This is a genomic window from Psychrobacter lutiphocae DSM 21542 (assembly GCF_000382145.1).
Classification (GTDB): Bacteria; Pseudomonadota; Gammaproteobacteria; order Pseudomonadales; family Moraxellaceae; genus Psychrobacter; species Psychrobacter lutiphocae.
Window position 1 is genome coordinate 64,311 of record NZ_KB907633.1, and the last position, 21,773, is coordinate 86,083.

At 40.5% G+C, this 21,773-nt stretch carries 22 protein-coding genes; 14 read left to right on the top strand and 8 right to left on the bottom strand.

The features are described from left to right. The first annotated feature begins 279 nt into the window (after positions 1 to 279). The 8 genes from ilvA to H140_RS0106315 all read left to right on the top strand — a co-directional run bounded on the left by ilvA (position 280) and on the right by H140_RS0106315 (position 7,055). Positions 280 to 1,833 (top strand): threonine ammonia-lyase, biosynthetic, encoded by a 1,554-nt coding sequence (ilvA, locus tag H140_RS0106280; protein WP_019672814.1) that lies wholly within the window; start codon positions 280 to 282, stop codon positions 1,831 to 1,833. A gap of 64 nt (positions 1,834 to 1,897) precedes the next feature. Further along, entirely contained in the window at positions 1,898 to 2,320 is a 423-nt protein-coding gene (locus H140_RS0106285; protein WP_019672815.1) for an energy transducer TonB, read from the top strand. 98 nt (positions 2,321 to 2,418) lie between these two features. Further along, positions 2,419 to 2,841: an RNA-binding S4 domain-containing protein gene (locus H140_RS0106290; protein WP_019672816.1), complete on the top strand. Its 423-nt coding sequence runs from the start codon at positions 2,419 to 2,421 to the stop codon at positions 2,839 to 2,841. Between the two features lie 227 nt (positions 2,842 to 3,068). Next, a complete protein-coding gene (locus tag H140_RS0106295; protein WP_019672817.1) occupies positions 3,069 to 3,569 on the top strand; it encodes a low molecular weight protein-tyrosine-phosphatase in 501 nt (166 codons plus the stop codon). A gap of 14 nt (positions 3,570 to 3,583) precedes the next feature. Continuing rightward, positions 3,584 to 4,723 (top strand): UDP-N-acetylmuramate dehydrogenase, encoded by a 1,140-nt coding sequence (murB, locus tag H140_RS0106300; RefSeq protein ID WP_019672818.1) that lies wholly within the window; start codon positions 3,584 to 3,586, stop codon positions 4,721 to 4,723. A gap of 161 nt (positions 4,724 to 4,884) precedes the next feature. Continuing rightward, positions 4,885 to 5,742 carry a YdcF family protein gene (locus H140_RS0106305; RefSeq protein WP_019672819.1) on the top strand — a complete coding sequence of 286 codons (858 nt, stop codon included), beginning with the start codon at positions 4,885 to 4,887 and terminating at the stop codon, positions 5,740 to 5,742. A 54-nt stretch (positions 5,743 to 5,796) separates the two neighbouring features. Then, positions 5,797 to 6,090 (top strand): cbb3-type cytochrome oxidase assembly protein CcoS, encoded by a 294-nt coding sequence (ccoS, locus tag H140_RS16225; protein WP_019672820.1) that lies wholly within the window; start codon positions 5,797 to 5,799, stop codon positions 6,088 to 6,090. 53 nt (positions 6,091 to 6,143) lie between these two features. Further along, positions 6,144 to 7,055 carry an urease accessory protein UreH domain-containing protein gene (locus H140_RS0106315; protein WP_019672821.1) on the top strand — a complete coding sequence of 304 codons (912 nt, stop codon included), beginning with the start codon at positions 6,144 to 6,146 and terminating at the stop codon, positions 7,053 to 7,055. Positions 7,056 to 7,270: 215 nt separating this feature from the next. Here H140_RS0106315 and H140_RS0106320 read toward each other — a convergent pair whose 3' ends face one another. Together H140_RS0106320 and H140_RS0106325 are read right to left on the bottom strand one after the other, a co-directional pair. After that, complete coding sequence (locus H140_RS0106320; protein WP_019672822.1) at positions 7,271 to 8,431, bottom strand: DEAD/DEAH box helicase; 1,161 nt, start codon at positions 8,429 to 8,431, stop codon at positions 7,271 to 7,273. Between the two features lie 277 nt (positions 8,432 to 8,708). Then, on the bottom strand, positions 8,709 to 8,924 hold the full coding sequence (locus H140_RS0106325; protein WP_007393933.1) for a cold-shock protein: 216 nt from the start codon (positions 8,922 to 8,924) through the stop codon (positions 8,709 to 8,711). 457 nt (positions 8,925 to 9,381) lie between these two features. Between H140_RS0106325 and aroQ the strand changes: the two genes are divergently transcribed. After that, entirely contained in the window at positions 9,382 to 9,879 is a 498-nt protein-coding gene (aroQ, locus tag H140_RS0106330) for a type II 3-dehydroquinate dehydratase (RefSeq protein ID WP_019672823.1), read from the top strand. A 171-nt stretch (positions 9,880 to 10,050) separates the two neighbouring features. Then, complete coding sequence (locus tag H140_RS0106335; RefSeq protein ID WP_019672824.1) at positions 10,051 to 11,349, top strand: AarF/ABC1/UbiB kinase family protein; 1,299 nt, start codon at positions 10,051 to 10,053, stop codon at positions 11,347 to 11,349. Between the two features lie 159 nt (positions 11,350 to 11,508). On the opposite strand, the gene H140_RS0106340 is transcribed toward H140_RS0106335, so the two are convergent. Beyond that, positions 11,509 to 12,291: a HesA/MoeB/ThiF family protein gene (locus tag H140_RS0106340; protein WP_051086871.1), complete on the bottom strand. Its 783-nt coding sequence runs from the start codon at positions 12,289 to 12,291 to the stop codon at positions 11,509 to 11,511. Between the two features lie 1,062 nt (positions 12,292 to 13,353). On the opposite strand from H140_RS0106340, the gene H140_RS0106345 reads away from it, so the two are divergent. After that, the gene (locus tag H140_RS0106345) at positions 13,354 to 14,601 is read left to right on the top strand and encodes an NnrS family protein (RefSeq protein ID WP_019672826.1); all 1,248 of its coding nucleotides are present in this window, start codon (positions 13,354 to 13,356) and stop codon (positions 14,599 to 14,601) included. 12 nt (positions 14,602 to 14,613) lie between these two features. On the opposite strand, the gene H140_RS0106350 is transcribed toward H140_RS0106345, so the two are convergent. Continuing rightward, a complete protein-coding gene (locus H140_RS0106350) occupies positions 14,614 to 14,961 on the bottom strand; it encodes a CopD family protein (protein ID WP_019672827.1) in 348 nt (115 codons plus the stop codon). 33 nt (positions 14,962 to 14,994) lie between these two features. On the opposite strand from H140_RS0106350, the gene H140_RS0106355 reads away from it, so the two are divergent. Next, positions 14,995 to 15,582, top strand: a complete 588-nt coding sequence (locus H140_RS0106355) for an Rrf2 family transcriptional regulator (RefSeq protein ID WP_019672828.1) — start codon at positions 14,995 to 14,997, stop codon at positions 15,580 to 15,582. A gap of 24 nt (positions 15,583 to 15,606) precedes the next feature. Here the strand turns inward: H140_RS0106355 and H140_RS0106360 are convergent, their stop codons facing one another. Next, positions 15,607 to 17,034, bottom strand: a complete 1,428-nt coding sequence (locus tag H140_RS0106360; protein ID WP_019672829.1) for an aldehyde dehydrogenase family protein — start codon at positions 17,032 to 17,034, stop codon at positions 15,607 to 15,609. A gap of 526 nt (positions 17,035 to 17,560) precedes the next feature. Then, the gene (locus H140_RS15855) at positions 17,561 to 17,701 is read right to left on the bottom strand and encodes a hypothetical protein (protein WP_156819102.1); all 141 of its coding nucleotides are present in this window, start codon (positions 17,699 to 17,701) and stop codon (positions 17,561 to 17,563) included. Position 17,702: 1 nt separating this feature from the next. On the opposite strand from H140_RS15855, the gene H140_RS15145 reads away from it, so the two are divergent. After that, positions 17,703 to 17,993 (top strand): hypothetical protein, encoded by a 291-nt coding sequence (locus H140_RS15145; protein ID WP_026348896.1) that lies wholly within the window; start codon positions 17,703 to 17,705, stop codon positions 17,991 to 17,993. A 119-nt stretch (positions 17,994 to 18,112) separates the two neighbouring features. After that, positions 18,113 to 18,241 (top strand): hypothetical protein, encoded by a 129-nt coding sequence (locus tag H140_RS16375; protein WP_265088618.1) that lies wholly within the window; start codon positions 18,113 to 18,115, stop codon positions 18,239 to 18,241. Between the two features lie 398 nt (positions 18,242 to 18,639). Here the strand turns inward: H140_RS16375 and H140_RS0106380 are convergent, their stop codons facing one another. Both H140_RS0106380 and H140_RS16040 read right to left on the bottom strand, forming a co-directional pair. Further along, entirely contained in the window at positions 18,640 to 18,849 is a 210-nt protein-coding gene (locus H140_RS0106380) for a cold-shock protein (RefSeq protein WP_019672830.1), read from the bottom strand. A gap of 308 nt (positions 18,850 to 19,157) precedes the next feature. Continuing rightward, the coding region (locus H140_RS16040; RefSeq protein WP_019672831.1) for a hypothetical protein at positions 19,158 to 21,773 on the bottom strand (2,616 nt) is incomplete at its 5' end.

Here is a 21,773-nt window from a genome sequence, read left to right on the forward strand (position 1 = left end):
TGTCTAATCATTTTTACCTCATCAGCTACTTACTTCTACTATCGCCATAACCTGTATCTGCTGGCTCAATAACCTGTTTCTGCTGACTCAATAACCTGTTTCTGCTGGCTCAATAAGCTGTTTCTGCTGGCTCAATAAAAGTTATCAAGCTGATAACCAATTATCATCAATAATTTAACACCTAAAACTTGCAGGATTTAAAAAAACAGCATACGCTAAGGCCTATGACTAATCGTCACCCTCCTAATACTCAACTGGTAAATAATTATAGGATTATCTATGCTTTCAAAATGGGTTCGTAATATTCTTCAAGCTACCGTATATGATACTGCTATTCAGACACCTTTAGATATTGCACCAAAACTATCAGCAAGGTTTAACAATGATATTCGCCTCAAGCGAGAAGACTTACAGCCTGTTTTTTCTTTTAAGTTACGCGGTGCTTACAACCGAATTAGCCAATTATCGGAAGAGCAAAAAGCCCGCGGTGTCATCTGCGCCTCTGCCGGCAATCATGCTCAAGGTGTTGCCTTTTCAGCAGCCAAGCTTGGTTTACAAAACGTCATTGTTATGCCGACTACCACACCAGATATCAAAGTAAATGCCGTAAAAGCACTTGGTGGTAATGTAGACTTATATGGCGATAGCTTCGATGTTTCAAACCGCTATGCTATCGAACTTGCAAAAAAAGAAGGGCTGACCTATATCCCACCTTATGATGATGAGCTTGTCATCGCAGGACAAGGTACCGTAGCGCTTGAGATCAATCAACAATGGCGAGATGTTGAATATATATTTGTGCCTGTTGGTGGAGGTGGCTTATTAGCTGGAGTTGCTGCTTTTTTAGGTGATGTTGCACCTCATGCCAAAGTCATAGCAGTTGAGCCAGAAGGTGCTGCCAGCTTAAAGGCGGCATTAGCAGCCAACGAACGCGTTGTATTGCCTCAGGTGAGCTTGTTTGTTGATGGTACGGCTGTGGCACAAATAGGCGAGCTACCCTTTGATGTCATCAATCTTACAAAAAGTGATAATTCAGGCAAACTCATCGAACAAGAAGTCATCACCTGTACAAATGATGAAGTCTGTGCTGCTGTCAAAGATGTATTTGAAGAATGTCGTAGTATTGTAGAGCCATCAGGCGCTCTTGCGCTTGCAGGGATGAAAAAATATTTAACAGGTAAAAAGCTTACTAATAAAAACTGTGTCGCCATCGTATCTGGTGCTAACATGAACTTTGATCGGCTACGTTATATCGCTGAACGTACTGAAATTGGTGAAAAAAAGGAAGCCATTTTTGCTGTAACTATCCCAGAGCGTATTGGAGCATTTTTGGAGTTTTGCCGAAATTTAAAAGGGCGCAATATTACGGAATTTAACTATCGTGCACGTAGCCACACCTCACCTGACTCTTTAGAGCCTGCTTCAATATTTGTAGGTATTGCGCTTAAAGAAGGGGATAAAGAGCGTCATGTTATAGCTCAGTCATTAGCAGAGTCTGGTTACGATGCCCACGATTTAACAGATGATGATATTGCTAAGTCGCATATCCGATATCTTATTGGCGGTCATGTTGGTCTTGAAAACGAACAATTATTTAAGGTTAGCTTCCCAGAACGTCCTGGTGCCCTGCTCAACTTTTTAGAGAAATTAGGGTCAGACTACAACATTACTTTATTCCACTATCGAAACCATGGAGCGGCCGATGGTCGTGTGTTAGTAGGTATCCATGCTCCTGATGCCAGCTCATGTGCTGTTCAAGAAACACTACAAAGAATTGGCTATGACTGTACACCCGTTACTGATAATATTGCTTATAAACTCTTTTTAAAATAAAACATTACTTTTCGGCTTTAAAATGCCTTGATACCTTACTTATAACGGCAACGGAAAAAATCTTATGAAGCCTTTTGTAATCAAGTCCCTAATATGCGTCAGTGCTTTGGCTTTCTATAGTCATGCACAAGCCGAACTGGTTGATAAGTCGACAACCATGGTTAAAACTGAAGCTGACATGCTTGCGTATTATGCACAGACTTTTGCTACACGCGGTGCGTCATGGAAAAAAACACCTAATCTTAAGGTGCCTTACAGTGTTACTACGCGTCATAACTCGGGTGATACCTTTAAATTAAGCGCTCGCCTGGATGTGGCTAAAGATGGCAGTATAACAAACGTATCGATTGTTCAAAGTAGCGGAGATCAGCGTTTGGATACTGCCGCCTTAGCAGCATTTAAAAATGCAAAATTAAACCCATTTATAATAGATGGAAGGCCTGTTCCAGGTCGAATTACTATCCCAGTGGTTTATAAAATTCAATAACACCAGTAATATTAGCGCTTAGCTATTTTGGGTTATTATAGACTGCTTATAAACGTTACTATTTTTCTAAATCTTATTTATAGAGGGTCTATTTGATTATGTCTAACAATGCTCATTCAAGCTCTGCGCAGCGACAAAAGGTGCGCCTTGATAAATGGCTATGGGCGGCTAGATTTTTTCGTACACGCAGTTTGGCAAAGCAAGCCATTGAAGGCGGCAAAGTCCACTTTGCTGGTAGCCGAGTCAAAACCAGTAAAGAAATCAGCGTTGGTGATGAGCTCACCATTCGCCAAGGCTCGGCCACCGCCATGACCGAAAAGACAGTTGTTGTTAAAGACCTATCTACCCAAAGAGGCAACGCCACTGTTGCTCAGACCTTATATGAAGAAACCCAAGAAAGCATCGAGCGCCGAGCCTACTTCTCTGAACAACGTAAGCTTGCTAATCTTGCCCGCCCTGACACCAAACCTAATAAAAAACAACGCCGAGAATTACAGCGCTTTAAATACCAGTCAGATTAAAGACTATCGTTTCATTGCCAAGATTGCTAGAATAAGTAGCTTATATCTATCTTATGTTATTTTTATCTATAATAATCATACCTAATCTGAAAATTAAGATAACGAGGAAAGCGAGTGCAAACGCTACAAGTAGTAGATTTAGCGAATTTGACAAAGATAGGTTATTTTTCAGAAAAGGTATCATTTGATTTAGACCTGACTATAAATAAACCCTAATAGGTTGTACTATGCCAATATCAGACTCTATGCCAAAATCTGTATTATTAGTTTGTCTTGGTAACATTTGTCGCTCACCTACTGCCGAAGGTATCATGCGTCAACGCGCTGCCATTGCTGGGCTGAGCCTAAAAACTGACTCTGCTGGTACAGGTGACTGGCACATTGGTAAGCATCCAGATGAACGTGCGCAAAAGCACGCCAAACAACACGGCTATAACATCAGCAAACTGGTTGCCCGCCAAGTTGGTCCGCAAGACTTTATTGACTTTGATCTAATCTTAGCTATGGATGCACAAAACCTTGCTGATTTACAGCTTATTAAGCAGCGTGCCGAACAGCAATTTGACTCAAAACCGTTAGCACGTCTAGCACTCATGAGTGAAGTTGATAACAGCTACTATAAGCAAGATGTACCAGATCCATATTACGGTGGTCCAGAAGGGTTTGAGGAGGTTATCAAACGCCTTGAGTCCTCAGTTGACGCTTGGATTGACAGCTGGATGATCTAACAGGGCATAAGCTTATGAATAGCAGTAGCATTGATAACATCGCTCTGAATAAGACAGACACAACTTTGAACAGTACAGCCTTTGACCTTGCTATTAATGATGCCAGTTTAACAGCCTTCAATAGTATGCAGCTGTCTTGTCGTGCAGATCGCCTGATTCGTCTCACTGATGAGTCACAAGTTGCCCCTACCGTAACTCAGATAAAAGCACTAGGTACACCATGGTTTGTCTTATCAGGTGGCAGCAATGTTATCTTGCCAACTCAGTTACACGCCAGTGTTCTGCATCCTGCAATGCGTGGCATTAAGGTAATTTCAGAAGATTCTCAACATATTGAGATTGAAGTTATGGCGGGTGAAAATTGGCATCAACTGGTTAGTTATAGTGTCGGTCATGGCTGGTACGGATTAGAGAACCTTGCCCTGATTCCTGGTTTGGTCGGTGCATCTCCAGTACAGAACATTGGTGCCTATGGCGTACAAGTTGAGGAGCTAATTGCTGAAGTCACCGCTTTTCATTTGCCAACTGAACAATGGCATCAGCTTGATACTCGAGCTTGCCAGTTTCGCTATCGTGATAGCAAGTTTAAGCGTGAAGCTGGACAGTGGCTTATTAGTAAGGTGCGGTTTGTTCTTCATAAAGATGCCGAACAAGTAAATACCAACTATGGTGATGTAGCTAAGCTCGCTAAAAATTTAGCAGAACAAGACCATCGCCAACATCTGACCGCTTCGGATGTAATGCAGGCTGTTATTCAAATTCGCCAAGCCAAGCTTCCAGACCCAAAACAGTTGCCAAACTGCGGTAGCTTTTTTAAAAACCCAATCATTACCAACAGCCACTATCAACAATTGCAACTGCAATATCCTGATATCGTGGGCTACCCAGTGGACACAACACAAACAAAAGTAGCTGCTGGCTGGCTGATTGATAAAGCTGGGCTCAAAGGCAAAGGTATTGCCCCTATTTTGACTCACGACAAGCAGGCACTGGTATTGGTTAATCATAGTGTGCAACAAGCATCAGTTACACCTGCCACACAAACTGATGTCTTAGCAACGCAGCACCTTATCCAACAAGAGATTGCCAAAAAATTTGCGATTGAGCTAGAGCGAGAGCCCGTTTTCTTAGACTCTCAGGCTCGTCCATGTTAAAGCAGACTTGGTCATAGCATGGATAGCAAATATCCTTATTTTTAACTGTTATGGCTTAATTTTAATGGTAATGAGTTAGCTACAATAAACTCGGTCATATCCATAACGGCAATAGTTGGCTATAATTATTTGGGTTTATCATATATTTAAGTGAAGTCATCATGGGCTCGTTGTTAAAGCGCTGTTATTTAGGAGTAAAAAAAGGCAGTTATTATGCCTTATCCCTTCTAGTACTCAGCGTTTTATGCTTTTTTACGCCGATATTCTCAACCTTAGGTTTATGGCTAATAAACCAACTGCCTGTGCCAGTTGTTTCTGAGTTTCAAGCAACTGCTAATGTTCAACAAAACAAGTCATCAGCGTCTGATCAGTCATATCCGTTAAAACAACATACACCATCCACAGCACCTACCGCTTATGTGGTACTTGGTGGCGGTCTAACTGAGAAGACCAGTTTTGACAAGTCACACAGCAATGACATAAGAAACAGCCCTAAAAGCGATGAGTCAAAAAGCAATAAGGACAATCAGATTGTCTTAAACGCTTATAGCTTGAATCGAATGCAGACGGTTCTTGCCCACTATCAGCAACACCCCTTACCCATTATTGCCACTGGTGTAGAAGCACCTTGGATGCGTGAGTGGTTAGCACAACAAGGAGTGGATAATGTCATTACCGAAAATGCCAGTATGAATACGTGTGAAAATGCACGCTTTACCGCAAAGCGACTAAAATTAACCAATGTCTATCTGGTCACAGATGCCTATCACATGACCCGCACACGCCGTCAATTTGGTTTGAATCACATCCAAACTACCCCCATAATAGCACCCTTACCGATGCGAAAAGACTGGCTAAAACCTAAAAATAATGCGCAACACTCAAGACGCACACTTTATGAGTTGGCCGCATATATCCGAGATATCATTGCACCACAGCAAAACTGTCGTGAGGCTGATGAGGTTAGCTTTGCTACCTTATTACGTAGCCGAAAGCCTGAAGATGTAAAAACTTTTTAGCTCTGGTAATTTCGTTAGCTGTTACAAACCTTTGTTAATAATGGACAAAAAATTATGGTCAGTATGTATTTACTCATCCCACTTAGTCTTATGCTATTTGTAATAGGTATTTGGGCAGTTCATTATGCAGTCAAATCCAATCAGTTTGAAGACCTTGATAACGAATCACAACGAGTTATCCTAGATGATCGCCAAGAACGCCGTCAAGTCCTTGCCAACACGACCACACAAACATCCAAGATAACCAAAAAAAAGACTCAAGCATCCGATAATACGCCTAACAAATTAGATATTGGTACAAATAATCCCAGCTTAGACTCGGATACGAATAATAGCCCAGAGAGCTAGGACCCAGAGAGCTAAAGCTGTATAGACCTTTTTTTATTTTTGGACACAAATATATGATATCACCACTTTTAGTTGCCGGCTTTGCAATGGGCTTTTTTGGATCTCCTCACTGCCTAGGTATGTGTGGCGGCTTAGTGACCGCATTTGGACTATCAATGCAACAAGTCAGTACAACCAAAAAAAGAGCGCTTATCGCTACCTATCACTTAGGTCGCCTAATCAGTTATTCTTTTTTAGGTATTGTTGCTGGCATCATTGGTACCACCGTATTAGCACCCATTATGGTTGGCAACAGTCTTCCCAGAATATTGTTGGGTGCTGTTTTGGTTTTCATTGGTCTTAGTATGTTAGGACTGCCCTTTTTGACACGACTTGAAAAGGTCGGTATGGGAGTATGGAAAAAGCTGTCACCCCTACGCCAAAAGGTGTTCCCATTAACTACATTTCCACGTGCGTTAACTGCTGGTTTATTATGGGGATTTTTGCCTTGTGGACTGGTTTATGGCGCATTATTAATGGCCGCTGTCGGTAATGACATCGTATCTGGTGCAATGGTAATGTTTGCCTTTGGTTTGGGTACGGTACCTATGCTGGTTGCAACTCAAGAAACTGTCGGCTGGCTACATAAGCAAATTGGCCGCTTCCGACTACGCCAATTAAACGGTATTATTATGATGCTCTCTGGCATTGCTGTTATTTTTGTACCTATTATTATGAAGCAACTACATAGTGGGCATGGCAGCCACAGTGCTCATGGCGATCATAGTAGCCATCAAATGATAACAGATACGATGCCAGATCACAGTAATCATGCTGAGCATAGTAATCATGCTGAGCATAGTAATCATACTGGGCATAGTGAGCATACTGGGCATAGTGAGCATCAACCTGCTGACCATCAGTACGACAACCCTCAGATGATTATCGACCATGACGCACATGCAGACATGAATCACAATCACTAAGACATATCCTAAATTACTACTTTGATGATTGATGGGCTAGCGGATACTAAATGCTGGGCTAAACGCCTGCTAGCCTTTGCAGATTTTTCGACAATATATCTATATTCTCAAAATTTACTTTTATTAGCGAAATTATATCTTATACCTAGCCTTATCAATCAAATAGAGACACGCCTTACACTACTATTGAGCACATCTAGTTATTACCTTAGTCTTTAGTCATTTGGAAACCATTGCTCAAGCTTTAACTTGCAGTCTAAATGTGCCTCAAGCGCTGGTAAATTAAAAGCATCATCTTCACTAACAAGACTGATGCTAACCCCTGTTTTCCCTGCTCGACCAGTGCGACCAATACGATGTACATAATCATCTGCCTGATCTGGTAAGGTATAATTCACGACATGGCTAACTTCATCAACATGGATACCTCGCCCTGCCACATCGGTTGCAACCAATACTTTGGCATTGCCAGTTTTAAACTTTTCCAAATAACGCTCACGTTTATTTTGGTCAACATCACCAGAGAGCATGACCACGTTATAATTACTACCCAGACGATTATATAAACGCTTTACTTGATCTTTTCGGTTGGCAAAAACAATGACTTTCTCACTTTCTGGTGCGTCTAATATTTCAGTTAATGCCCTATATTTATCCGCCTCAGCCAGCAAGTAAAAGTGTTGTTCTACTAAGTCACTGGTCTTATGCTCAGGCTCAATTTCAACAAACACAGGGGTTAATAACCACTGATATGCCAAATTCATCACATCTTGGTTAAAGGTGGCCGAAAATAATAAGCTTTGTCTGTCAGTATTGGCGGGCATATAGCGCATAATGCGCTTAATATCTGGGATAAACCCCATATCTAACATACGGTCGGCTTCATCTAAGACAAAGGCTTCAACTCGATCTAAAAACACATGACCTTTATGCACAAGATCTATCAAACGGCCTGGTGTCGCAATTAGAATATCAGTAAACGCCTTATCCAACTCAGCGATTTGTAGCTCATAATCAATACCACCCATGACGCACACACTATGTAGGTCTGTATGCTTAGTCAAGGCTATGGCATCTTCATATATTTGATTGGCCAACTCTCGTGTAGGTGCCAAAATCAGCGCTCTTGGCTCACCAATATAACGCTTTTCATCTATCGCAAACGGTCGTCTTAATAAGGCCTCAATTATGGTAATTAAAAAGGTAGCCGTTTTTCCCGTACCTGTTTGTGCTTGTCCGATAGCATCTTGACCTGCCAGCGTATAAGGTAAAATTTGCTCTTGAATCGGAGTAAGCTCAGTAAACCCTAAGTCGCTTACGGATAACAAGGTACTGTCACTTAGTGGTAAATCACTAAATTTCATAAATCTATCCATAAAACTTCCTTTGTCATCAATACAAAATACACGTGAAGTTATAATTGTTTATTTTAGGCACAGTTGCTTTTGAATCATTATAGGCTTTTGAATCATTATAGGCTATTGTACGTTGAATTGCCTACTTTCAATACAACAATAAAAAAAGCCAACACAGTAAATAAATTCACTGGTTGGCTTTCTACTAAAAAACGTTATCAATAAACAACTCGTGACCCTATCAAATAAGTCACGGATTATCTATTCACACTGTTTATTCGTAATAATGCGTATTGAACTATGCGTCTACTTTAGTAACTTCTTCAGCTTGTAAGCCCTTTTCACCTTCAGTAACGACAAACTCAACTTTTTGGCCATCTTGTAGCGAGCGATAGCCATCGCCTTGAATTGCACGGAAATGGACGAAGATATCTTCACCGCTTTCACGTTGAATAAAACCAAACCCTTTGGCATCATTGAACCACTTAACAGTACCTTGCTCACGAGCTGACATAATTTACTTCCTAAAACTTAATTAACAAAACTTTAATTTAACCCCAATTAAAGCATTTAAGCTATAGCCTCTGATGCTAATACTGGGTACAAGAAAATGGCAACATGCCATTGGATAACACGTTTGTCTTTCCGTTCTGTTTATCTAGCCGATACATTTGACTGTTTATGGTAACAAAACAGACACACTTGTTATCTAAAACTAATCATAGCACGCCATTTTGTTTAGACAAAGTGTTTTAACATAACTTTCACACTCAAAATAACATATTATGCTATTTTTTAGCAATTTTATTCTATATTACCTTGAGTTTTCTTCGATTTAATCCTTAACTTACACTGCCAGTCGTATTTAAGCAGTTTAGATTAGTGACTTTATTGTAATGGCAGTAGTGCTATAATGACACCTACTTCACTCCCATCCATATTTATAATACCATCTATCGAGTTTATCTGATATGAGTCAACATGCCTCAACTCCAGCTTTTCGTCATCGCCGTATTTTATTAATCAATGGCCCCAACTTAAACCTACTCGGCAAACGAGAGCCTCATATTTATGGTGCGACCACCCTAGCTGACATTGAGCAGCGTTTGACCACCACAGCGACTACTCATAATGTGGAGCTTATCTGTATTCAGTCCAATCACGAAGGCGATTTAATCGATGCGATTCAACATCATGGCCTATTAGCTACTAACAATGAATCAGAAAGTGGGCTGGTTGATGCCATTATTATCAACCCTGCTGCTTTTACACACACCTCAGTTGCTATTCGTGATGCCTTATTAGCCACTGAAAAACCTTTTATCGAGGTGCATCTATCCAATGTGCATAGTCGTGAATCATTTCGCAGTCATTCATACTTTAGCGACAAAGCAGTGGGGGTAATTTGTGGTCTGGGTCACCTAGGATATGATATGGCGTTAGGTTATTTTTTAGAAAAGTACAAATAGTTAGAAAAGTACAAATAGTTAGAAAAGTACAAATAGTTAGAAAAGTACAAATAACCAGTTTTCCCAATTCATAGATATATTTTCTAGATTGATAACTAGATATAAGTTGCACCGCATACTTATACAAATTTCGGTTTCAGACATCCGTTCAATTAAGTTAAGGCAAAACACATGGCATCTTCCGGCAAACGCTTTATGAAATTAGCAGGCATGACCGCCAGTATTGCAGGCAAAGCAGCAAAAAACTCTTTAAAAGGCTTATCTAGTGATGAACAAAAACGCACTGAAGCCCGCTCGCAAATGCTTCAAGATGTCGGCGTGCAAATTGCAGAAACTTTGGGTGAAATGAAGGGGGCGGTGATGAAAGTGGGACAAATCGCCTCCCAGTACAAAGAGGTGTTTCCTCCTGAAGTCGCAGCAGCCTTAGAAAAACTTCAAAACGATGCGCCTGCCATGCCTTACTGGCAAATTAAGTCACAAGTGGAACGTGAGCTTAAAAAACCCATCGAAGAAGCCTTTGTAAAATTTGAACAACAGCCTTTTGCTGCCGCTTCAATTGGGCAAGTTCACAAGGCCACCTTGCCTGATGGTAAGCAAGTCGTTGTTAAAGTTCAGTATCCTGATGTTGATAAAAACTGTGACAGTGATCTAAAGCAAGTGCGTCTGGCATTAAAAATGACCGGTGTACTTAGTATGAGCCGTGAGCTACAAAACCAAATCTTTAATGAAATTCGAGATAGTCTTCATAATGAACTTGACTATATCAAAGAAGCACAAAATTTAGCTATTTTTGGTGCTTTCCATGCTGATGATGACGCACTTATTATACCAAAAGTGATTAAAAGCCACTCCACTCGCCGTATCCTAACCTTGACCGAGGAGCTGGGTGAACCTCTAAGTGTCGCCGCTACTTGGGATAATGAAGTCAAACAAAAAATCGCTACCCGTCTGTTTCATTTTAGCGCAGGTCAACTATTTGAGCTGTATCGTATGCATTGTGACCCTCACCCAGGTAACTTTGCCTTTCGCCCAGATGGTAGCGTGATTGCTTATGATTTTGGCGGAATACGTGCTTATAGTCATCAAGAAATCGAGCTGTTCCGACGCTTTGCTAAGCATGCGCTACGTGGTGATGTGACTGCCTTAGAGCAAGATTTGGTCGCACTTGATATTCGCCGCGAAGATGAGGTTCTTATCCCAGGATCATTTTATGAAGAGTGGCTTAAAATCGGACTAAGCCCATTGTCTATCGCCCCGTACCATACTGGCGCTTTTAATTTTGCTACCAGCCAAGTACACCATCAGGCTATCCAACAAGCCAAGCAAGGGCTAAAATATTTTAAACAATTTCAACCCTCAGCCCTCACCATGATGGTAGATCGCACTATATCTGGCCAGTATTGGAACTTGGTGAATCTTGGGGTTGAGATTGATTTAAGCCCCTTGGTTAAGCACTATATCGACTATTAATAATTAGCCATTATCCCTCTCACCTAAACACAAAATATCGCTAGCAATGGACACACAGTTGATTGGGCACAGGGTTGATGTTAGTTAACTGAGCTAAGTGCTATTGTTTTAATGCCAATCTAGTCACAAGCACGCCTCAGAACCTCTAAATAAGATACTCTAAACACCCGCAGCACACACAGGACACTGCTTATCTTGCCGATAACGCAATTTGTGTTGACTCATACGACCGCCATCCCATATTAACAATTCACCTGCCAGCGGATTGTGTGCCAAGCCCAAAAACTGTAATGCTGCATTGGCTTGTAAATTCCCCATCACAGTAGTCGTACTAGCAAGCACACCAGAGTTACTACAATTGCGAGTATCCGCCGCATCCTCGCCTGATTCAGTAGCGACACTGTCCCCAAAAACACAATGATAACAACCACTTCGCTTAGCAGGCTCATATAGTGCAAGCTGACCTGTCATCGCAATAGCAGAGGCTGATAATAAAGGAAGCCGATAGCGAACACTCATTTGATTTAGTATCTCACGCGCAGCAAAGTTATCAGTACAATCTAATAATAAAAAAGGTGCTTCTGATTGCTGCGTGTCCATATGTTCAACTAACAGTAGCTTGGCAGCGTTATCCATAGTTAGCCGCTGATCTGCATAGCTCAAACTAACGTGTGGATTGATACTATGCAGTGCTTCACAAGCCGTTTTGGCTTTGTTTTTGCCAATATCTTCGTGAGTAAATAGTGTTTGGCGCTGTAAATTACTAGCTTCAATCAGGTCATCATCAATCAGATGGATATGCCCCACGCCAGCGCGTGCTAACGTCTCAGAAACCGGACATCCCAATCCACCAGCACCCAAGATGACAACTTGGCTGGATTTTAAACGTAGCTGTGCATCTAAATCCCAGCTGGGCAATAGTATCTGACGTGAATAGCGCATCAGCTCAGCGTCAGTAAGGGTTAATTCATGTGGCACTTGGTTTCTCACTTAAGTTATTTAAAATCGAGTGGTTAGTTGTTTATAAAAGCTAAACCCAAATCTCAACTCTTGGCGTAAATACAAGACCAGCATCTGTCATAAAATTTATTCTTTAGCTTAGCTAAAATTACCAGCCATGCACATGCTAATAAGTTGAGAGTGGGGAAAAAGCTAAGTAATTTATAGGTACTTTGTTGTTTATATTCTAGGATCTATTAAGTTGTATATATTCTAGGATCTATTAAATAGTCATCTTCGTAGCAAAAAATTGAGCTTGTGTTTACACGAAAATGAAGTTTTTCTTTAGACCTAGATTGCTATTGAGCACATGTGGTGAAAGCTCAACAGACTCTAATACCTTATCTGAAAAACAACCTATCTTTGTCAAACTCGCCAAACCTACTACTTGTAGCGTTTGCACTGGTTTTCCTCGATATCTTAATTTTCAGATTTGGTATAATTAAAAAACATACCCTCATTAATTAACGTCATTATACCAAGCTTTACTAACCTAGCTAACAAGACTAAATCACAGGACCAGCCAATACGCTTAATAACGATAATGATTATTGTTTACTTATAAAAACTTGTCTGATATAATAAATCTCGTAACAAAGAAAGCAGGGTCTGTTGAACAATCATCTTCTTAGGAAAAACAGTCATCTTCGTAGGAAAAATGAGATAAATTTGTTTTAGACCCTTATAAACATAATAATAACAAAGTACGACTTTTCTCCTGCCCTCGCTAACTTAGCTTTTAGCGGGGGTTTGTTTTATTATTGATGTAAATTTATTGACACATCAAGGCTTTTTTGCCTTCTCTAACAAACACAGCTTTTGGTAACCTTTATAGCAACTTAACCTCTAGCAAACATACCTATTGATAGTCTAAAGCAGTAAAACAGCAATTTACCCACCCTCAATTCACCACATTGTCCCTGTTAAATCGGCTCAAAATAGATTACAATAAAACATTCATTTTAAATATATCTTTATATTAATAAATTAGGATCGAGGTATACTATGCTTCAGATTCAACCAGCCAGCAAACCACCCCACTCACCATATCCTATTTTAAACTTAGGATTTCGTATCTTTTTTAGTGGAGGTGCCTTATTTGCCATAGTCACTATGTTACTATGGTCTGCTATTTTTATGGGAAAAACAGCACTCAATGTCACCCAGATTAACCCTTTTTATTGGCATGCCCATGAGATGCTTTATGGCTATGCGATGGCCATCATCGCTGGATTTTTATTAACTGCGGTCAAAACCTGGACTGGCATCATGATGCCTTATGGCTATCGATTAGCAGGTATATTTGGCTTCTGGCTCATCGCCCGTATCTGCTGGTTAATCCTTGGTCTCGGTACTGATAGCATTGGTTTTTGGTTATTTGCTGCCCTCTTAGCAGACATACTATTTATGCTGACCAATGCTGGCGCTGTCATCAAAGCAGTAATGGCTGTCAAACAGTACAAACAAATGGGCATCATCTCCAAACTGGTGCTATTAACGCTAGGCAATGGGCTATATTATTGGGGTACGCTCACAGCAGAGCAAGATTATCAACGCATTGGTATTTATTTAGGTCTTTATTTGGTGATGGGCATTGTGCTGACCATTGGTCGCCGAGTGATGCCTTTTTTTATTGAAAGAGGGCTGAGTTACGACAGTGATACTGAGGTTAAAGTTAATAACAGTGCTGTGTTAGATGGCTTGAGCTTGCTGTTCTTTTTAATCTTTATGCTGGCGGATATCTTTTATCCAAACCCCTACCTAGTTAGTCTCAGTGCTGGTGTGGTAGCCTTGGTTAATGGTATTCGTTTGGCCGGATGGTATCAGCATCGTTTGTGGCAAAAGCCTTTGCTGTGGTCATTATTTATCGCTTTTTTGGGTATGTGCTTAAGCTTTGTACTGTTTGCTTTGCAGCCTTGGTCTGTCTTTCGCCAGTTAGGGATTAGCCATAGTATTGCGGTTCATGCTTTGACTTTATCTGGGATTGGCTTGATGACAGTAGCCATGATGACTCGAGTGTCTTTAGGCCATACGGGTCGTAGCATTCACGCACCACCGAAGACGGTAACTGCGATGTTTGTGTTTATGATTTTGGCATTTGTATTCCGAGTACTATTACCTCTGGTGGCTTTTGAGCATTACACCCTGTGGATCACGCTTGCTCAAACGGCGTGGATTGGCTGTTTTGTTTTATTTTGCTTTAGTTATTTACCCGTATTGGCAAAGCCAAGAGTTGACGGCCTGTTTGGCTAATACGTCTAATGATTAACCAGTTAGACCAGTACGAAATAACGAACCAACCACGACAAACCCAACCGATATCAAAGTAATTGCAACTATATGTACAGCAAAAACATTCAAGCTTTGCGTTGATAAGGTTGGAATAACTCGGAATCTGGCATGTAATGCAATGATCAAAGTTAATGCAAGCAAACACACCTTACTGGAAACCAAAATACTAATATCATTATCCCAGCGAAACCAACTGGCGAAATCTGGTAACATACGATAAGCCATCCACAGACCAGTGACTATCTGTAATCCTAACGCAGGCATGCCTATTTTTTCAAGTTGTGACTCAAACGTTAGCAAGCCTGCAACACGACAAAACAAATATATTCAAAGTTTTTTAATAGAGTATCTAATATGCGACTTACAAATTATAGTGATTACGCCTTGCGCACCTTAATGTATCTGGCAGTTAGATCTGAGCAAGAGACACTAGCGACCATCACAGAGATTGCCAACAGCTATCAGATATCAAGAAGTCATTTGACCAAGATTATCCATCAATTGGCACAACTTGGATACATTGAAAGTATTCGCGGAAAAAATGGGGGTGTCAGGTTAGCCAAAGCCCCGCAAGATATTGTTTTAGGTGAGGTATTGCGTCATACAGAGCCTGACTTTTATTTGGTACCCTGCTTCCCTGCGCCATCAAGCACAACGACGGCTAAATCTTCACAGACCTTAGATAAGCCATCTTCAATACATAATCAGCCAAACCCTGCCACAGAGACCATTTCGTTAAACACACACACAGGGGCGACGAGAGCTACACCATTAGAGTCTTGCTCTATTGCCCCTGTTTGCCAGCTAAAGTCAGTATTTGCTGAAGCGACGCTCGCTTTTTTACAAGTGTTGGACGCCTACACTTTGGCTGATATCATAACCAATAATGGACAACTTTGGCAGATACTTAAACTGGCAAACACCAAACCTAGTAAATACTAAACCTGACCTAGCAGATACTAAAAACTAGCCTTTAATAACCATTAAGCGCAACTCACCCATATCTTCAATAGCATATTTTACGCCTTCACGGCCAAAGCCTGAATCTTTGACACCGCCATAAGGCATATTGTCAACACGGAAGGTCGGAACATCATTAATGATTACTCCACCTGCTTCGATCTCATCCCAAGCCTGTAATGCCTTATTAATATTGGCTGTATATACCCCAACCTGCAATCCAAAGCGACTATCATTTGCCAATGCGACACCTGACTCAAAGTCATCATAAGCTTCTAGTATCATCACTGGGCCAAAGGCTTCATCCTTATATAACTTGGCATCATGAACAACGTTTTCTAAGATAGTCGCATTGAGCATAACACCGTCAGCATCACCACCGCACAATAGTGTCGCACCGCCCTCTACTGCCTCATCAATCCACTGTTTTAATCGCTCTACTTCGCCTTCACTGATCATAGGTCCTATGAGTACATCACCCATACTTGGATCACCCGTCTTAACTTCCTTGGCCAAATTGACCAACTTTTGCTTAACTTCTGAGTAAATATCTTTATGAATTAAAACCCGCTGCACACTAATACAGACTTGGCCGGCTTGGCTAAAACCACCAGTAATAATACGCGGTAGTGCAACTTCTAAATCTGCATCAGGCTCAAGCATTACCGCCGCATTACCACCCAACTCTAACACTACTTTTTTCTTACCAGCACGGGCTTTCATATCCCAACCAACTTTGTCAGAACCCGTAAAAGACAGCAGATTAATACGCTCATCTGTGACTAGAACATCTGCCACATCTGACGACATGGGTAGGATTGAGAACGCACCTTCTGGTAAGTCAGTTTCCGCCAAAACCTCAGCCACTAACAAGGCGCTTATTGGGGTATAACTGGCTGGCTTTAGAATAAATGGACAGCCAGCAGCAATCGCAGGTGCAATCTTATGAGCCACTAAGTTTAATGGAAAATTAAAGGGTGAAATAAACCCACATAGCCCAATTGGCACTCGTTTGCTAAAACCACGATAACCTGAACTTGCCTCTGTCACATCTAGTGCGATTACCTCACCTTCTGACAAGGCGGTTACTGCATCTGCTGCAAACTGAAAGGTGCTAATTAATCGCTCAACCTCAGTGGCGGCAGCACTTCTTGGTTTACCACCCTCGGCAACCAGTGCTTCAGTAAACTCATCAAAGCGCTCATTAAACTTTGCAACACACTGTAATAAAATACGCTGTCTTTCATAAGGCTTTAACGCCCTCATAGCGGGTAAGGCTTGAACACCTGCCTCAATAGCCTGCTCAAGTAGATCACTATCAGCGCGAGCTACTTCAGCAACCATATCTTGACTGTATTTATTAATAACTTCTAATGCATCTTCTGAACCTTCATGAGCCTTATTGGCTAAATACATCGGATAAAAATTTTGCATAATATTACCTTCTTACTTATTGTCGCTTTATTATATTGTCACTTTTTTAATAAAAGCATTAGTGAGATTTAGATACTAAAAAATCTGAGCTAAAGCATGAATTACAACCAATCATAAAGCCGTAACAAATCATATAAATAGAATAGCAATACTAAAACTAGAGAACGTTGCTTTTTGTTATGTAAGTGCTAAAAGATGTGTTTAGTGACAAACAGCGTGCCAAAACTTAGCTACTTTTAATAAGCCATATTAAAAAACTCTCAAAATGACCTAAATTATTTTGAGAGTCCTTTAATAACCTAGCACCTCACACTTTTAAATATGACAAGTACTAGGGCAAGTCTACAATCCAGCAATAGCGTTTCAGTGCGCTAAAAAATAGTTTCTGTCAGTTCTGTAAATAAAATCTATACAGAACCCAAACCTTAATAGCGTGCATCCCTCGGCTTTTTACCACTTGGCAATCATTGACCTTACCAGTGAAATAAGGACGTGGCTGTACTTTCCAATTTCTTCATTAGCATCATCACTCTGGTGCCGCACGCTCTACTGGCTTAGGAGCAGAGCATGCGCTGACACTAGCAACTAAGCAGCAAGTTGCAGAAATGATGACCAAGTTAAAGCCGTTGATCGCATAGAAGAAGCGAACAGCAATTGCTCGTGTCAAATTGATCCAAAAGCAAATCAAAGCACTAAAAGATGATATAGGTAGCTTTGACCCACTTGTCAATCAGGGGACAGCACCAAACATTACCATTAAGATGCCTGATGAATCTACCTTCCCAGATAATGAGTTGGGCACTGCTATTCGCCGTGGACTTTTTTTAGTCAACAATAGCTATGAAGAGTTGCCTGACAATGTAGGTAACCGATTAAACTGTACTAGCTGCCATTTAGAAAATGGCTCTGAAGCTTATGCAGCGCCTTGGGATGGATTAACTGGGCTATTTCCTTTATAACACTTTCATGGTGCTCAAGTTAACTCACTGTAAGAACGTATTAATGGATACTCTGAGCGCTCAATGAATGGAACAGCACAGATCCAACATCAGATGATATGAATGCAATCTTGGCTTACATGAGTTGGTCGTCACAAGGCATCCCTGTTGGCACATCACCAGAAGGTCAAGGATTTGTCAATGTAAATACAGATATTGAACCAAATCTTGATAATGGAAAAAATTATTTGCTGAAAAATGTAGCCTAGGTCATGATAATAGTAAGGGACAATATCAAGAAGATTGTAATTATATTTATCCAGCAGTAGCAGGTCCAGACTTATTTAATGATGGAGCGGGTATGGCGCGTACTTATACCAAATCTGAAAATTAAGATATCGAGGAAAAAGAGTGCAAACGCTACAAGTAGTAGGTTTAGCGAGTTTGACAAAGATAGGTTATTTTTCAGAAAAGGTATTATTATTCAAAGCTTGCTGTATTAATCTAAACTATTGGGTTCTGTTTATTTAGCATGAATAAATTAAGCATCCTTAATTTTGTAACCATAAAGCAAAAAAAAGAGCCTATATTATAATATAGGCTCTTTTTTTTGCTTTAGAATATTCACACTTAGTATGAATATACTTCACTGTCTATTTGGCTATACTTAAATAGCAGTAATACCATGTGCTTGTGGGCCTTTAGCACCTTGAGTTACTGTGAACTCAACTTCTTGGCCTTCCGCTAAAGTTTTAAAACCTGAACTTTGAATCTCGCTGTAATGAGCGAAAACGTCTGGGCCTGATTCTGGAGCAATAAAGCCAAAACCTTTAGCTTCGTTAAACCACTTTACTGTACCTTTAATAGCTTCTGACATAATTATAATCCTAATTTTTAAACATAATAACCAATTTTTGGTCTCGATGCTTATGAGGGCTGTACGGTAAATCTTAAAACGAAGGATTATAACAATCAAAAGAAGGTCATAACTTTACTACGAGGTAATGATTTTCTGCAGTGCTTCTCTTAAGCAGACGTTTAGTATATGCCTCCCACTCCAGTTAAGCAAGGTTTATTTTTAAATATTACTTTCAATTGATATCGTTTTTTTATTTAGTCTAAAGAAACAACTTTAATTCACTCCTTATATGAAATTCACTCCTTATATGATTATTAAACAGCTCTTTATATAACAACAATACCTTGTTCGATATAGACATCATGACTTTCATCAGTTGCTCGAGAGTTGTGATAAACATCATAACTGACACCATCAAGTGTCGTGGTATCTGACTTACTCCAAGTACCTCCTGTTATATCTTTCCACTGCGCTTTTTCGGCACCATCACTATTCCAATTAGTTGAGCCAAGATCCACTTTAGCGTTGCTATTACCTTGGATATATAAAGCACCGTCACGACCACTGTCTTGTATTAAGTCATTAAAACGAACATCAAAGGCATTCATTCCGTTTAACTCTACCACCTCTATACCAGTAATATTCTTGGTGGATAAGTTGGTTTCGTGCGTACATTTGCTAACCAAACTGTTATCATCTTTGAAAGTCATTTGTATTGTATCTTGACCTTCTCCACCATCAATTACACCACGCATCAAACCACCATTGAAGATAATAACATCACTACCTTCACCTGCTTGTACAGCAACATGATGATAGTAGGTATAGGTGCTGAACGAATCACCTAAGTCGATCACATCATCGCCTGTACCAGTCTTAATACTGGCATACTGATGCATACCGCCAACACTAATATGGTCGTTACCATCCCCTAAATTAATATGTGATCTATGATACATTTTTCCAGCAATCGTGACACTATCATCGCCAGCGCCAAGTTCAACATATGCTTTATTCCAAGTTGAGCCACCAGCTACCAACACATCATCTCCGCTTCCAGCCCTAATACTAGAATAGTCTTCTAAAGCATCATGAATCTTGATCTGATTGTTACCATTACCAAGATAAATAGAAGAAGTATCCTCAATATCATCTCCAATCATAACAACATCATCACCTGAGCCTGTGATAACTTGGCTATTACAATCAACATCATCACCAGTTTGCAATGTATTATTACCATTTCCTAATCGAATAACGGCATTTCCGGCAGTAACATAACCAATCTGCACATGGTCATCACCATTACCTGCTGTGATGCTAGTATTTCCAAGCATACTTTTACCAATAGTAATATCATTATCGCCATGACCTAAGTCAACAGTAGCATAATTGGTCAAATGATGACCGATGCTAAGACTATCATTGCCGCTACCAGCTTTAATACGACTATGGTCTTCTATTTGACTATGTACATCAATAATATTATCACCATCACCTAAGTCAACTGATGAGTAATCTTCGGTATCATCACCGATATATAGTGTATCAGCGCCACTACCAGTTATCACTTTGGCTTGACCGTCGAGGTCATCACCAATAGTTACAGTATTGCTACCTTCACCAAGATTAATTTCACTCGCACCTTCAACATAAGTACCAATGTTAACCTTGTCATCACCTGCACCACCGAAGATATGACCAAAGTCGTATAGACCAGCTTCACCTAGATTTTTACTGATGCTGACATTATTTATTTCACCAGCTATATCAACTGTATTGGCAAAGTTGGCATCATTATAACCAGCATAGTCTGTGCGACCTGAACCTAAGTCAATCACACCACCATCATCCATTTCACCATAGACAGTGACATTGTCATTACCTTTTCCAGTAAATATACGACCCCCGTCAATCCCCCAGCCTGTCACGCAACCATCACCATTCCCACCAACGACAACATTATCATTACCAGTTTCGGTATAAATAAAGCTACGTGCATCTGTATTGGCTTTAGCGCGTAGTAAGTCTGAATCTAAAGCACCTTGTACATAATAAGTGTCATCACCTGAGCCAAGCTTCGCAACGGTATAGGCATTTTGATCTTCACGAATTTGAACAAAATCATGACCTGCATAAGTCTGCATCGTCCAAACGACATGTCCATCACCACAATCACGTTCAAAATCGCCATCCCAAGGAGATACAACTAAATTACCGTTGCTATTATGACCTGTATAGCCTATATAAATGGCGTCATTTAGATTACCAGTTTCGTAGTTCACTTCATTACCATAACAGCCTCCGAATTTACCACGTGCATCTGATGGACCTTCAGTATTGTTTAGGTTAGCACCTAGATGCCATAAGTAAATAGGATCAGCATCGGGTATGGTCAAATCAACGGTAGCTGTATCATTACTAGTTGTTGAAATATTGCCTGCTTTGTCAATAACTAAAGCCTCTACTTTGACTACAGCACCATCAACAGTTGGTAATGTGCCATTATAGCCGTTATCTAAAATTTCCTGTGTTACCGCTATTTCCATACCATTAACTATTAGCGTATCGCCAACTTCAGTATTGTTTGCAACCGTAACTAGATAGTCAATATCCCCTTCACTTTCAAGATATTCAATGACTCCATTATTATTTGAATCCTCTGTAATAACAACAATAGGTGCATCTGGACCATTGGTGTCAAGCGCTAGTGTTTCTTGTGCGGTGTTTGATTGGTTACCTGCAGGGTCTTTAACAAAGGCTTCTGCGGTGATTTGGGTCGTGCTGTCTGTGACAGGTGCGTCCACTTCAACATAACCGTCTGCTAAGGCTTGGGCGGTGACTTCAATCTCTTGTGCTTGACCGTTGTTGATGCTGATAACGACGGTGTCGCCCGCTTCGGTGTTCGCCGGTATGCTAACGCGTACTGGGGTGCTGTCTGT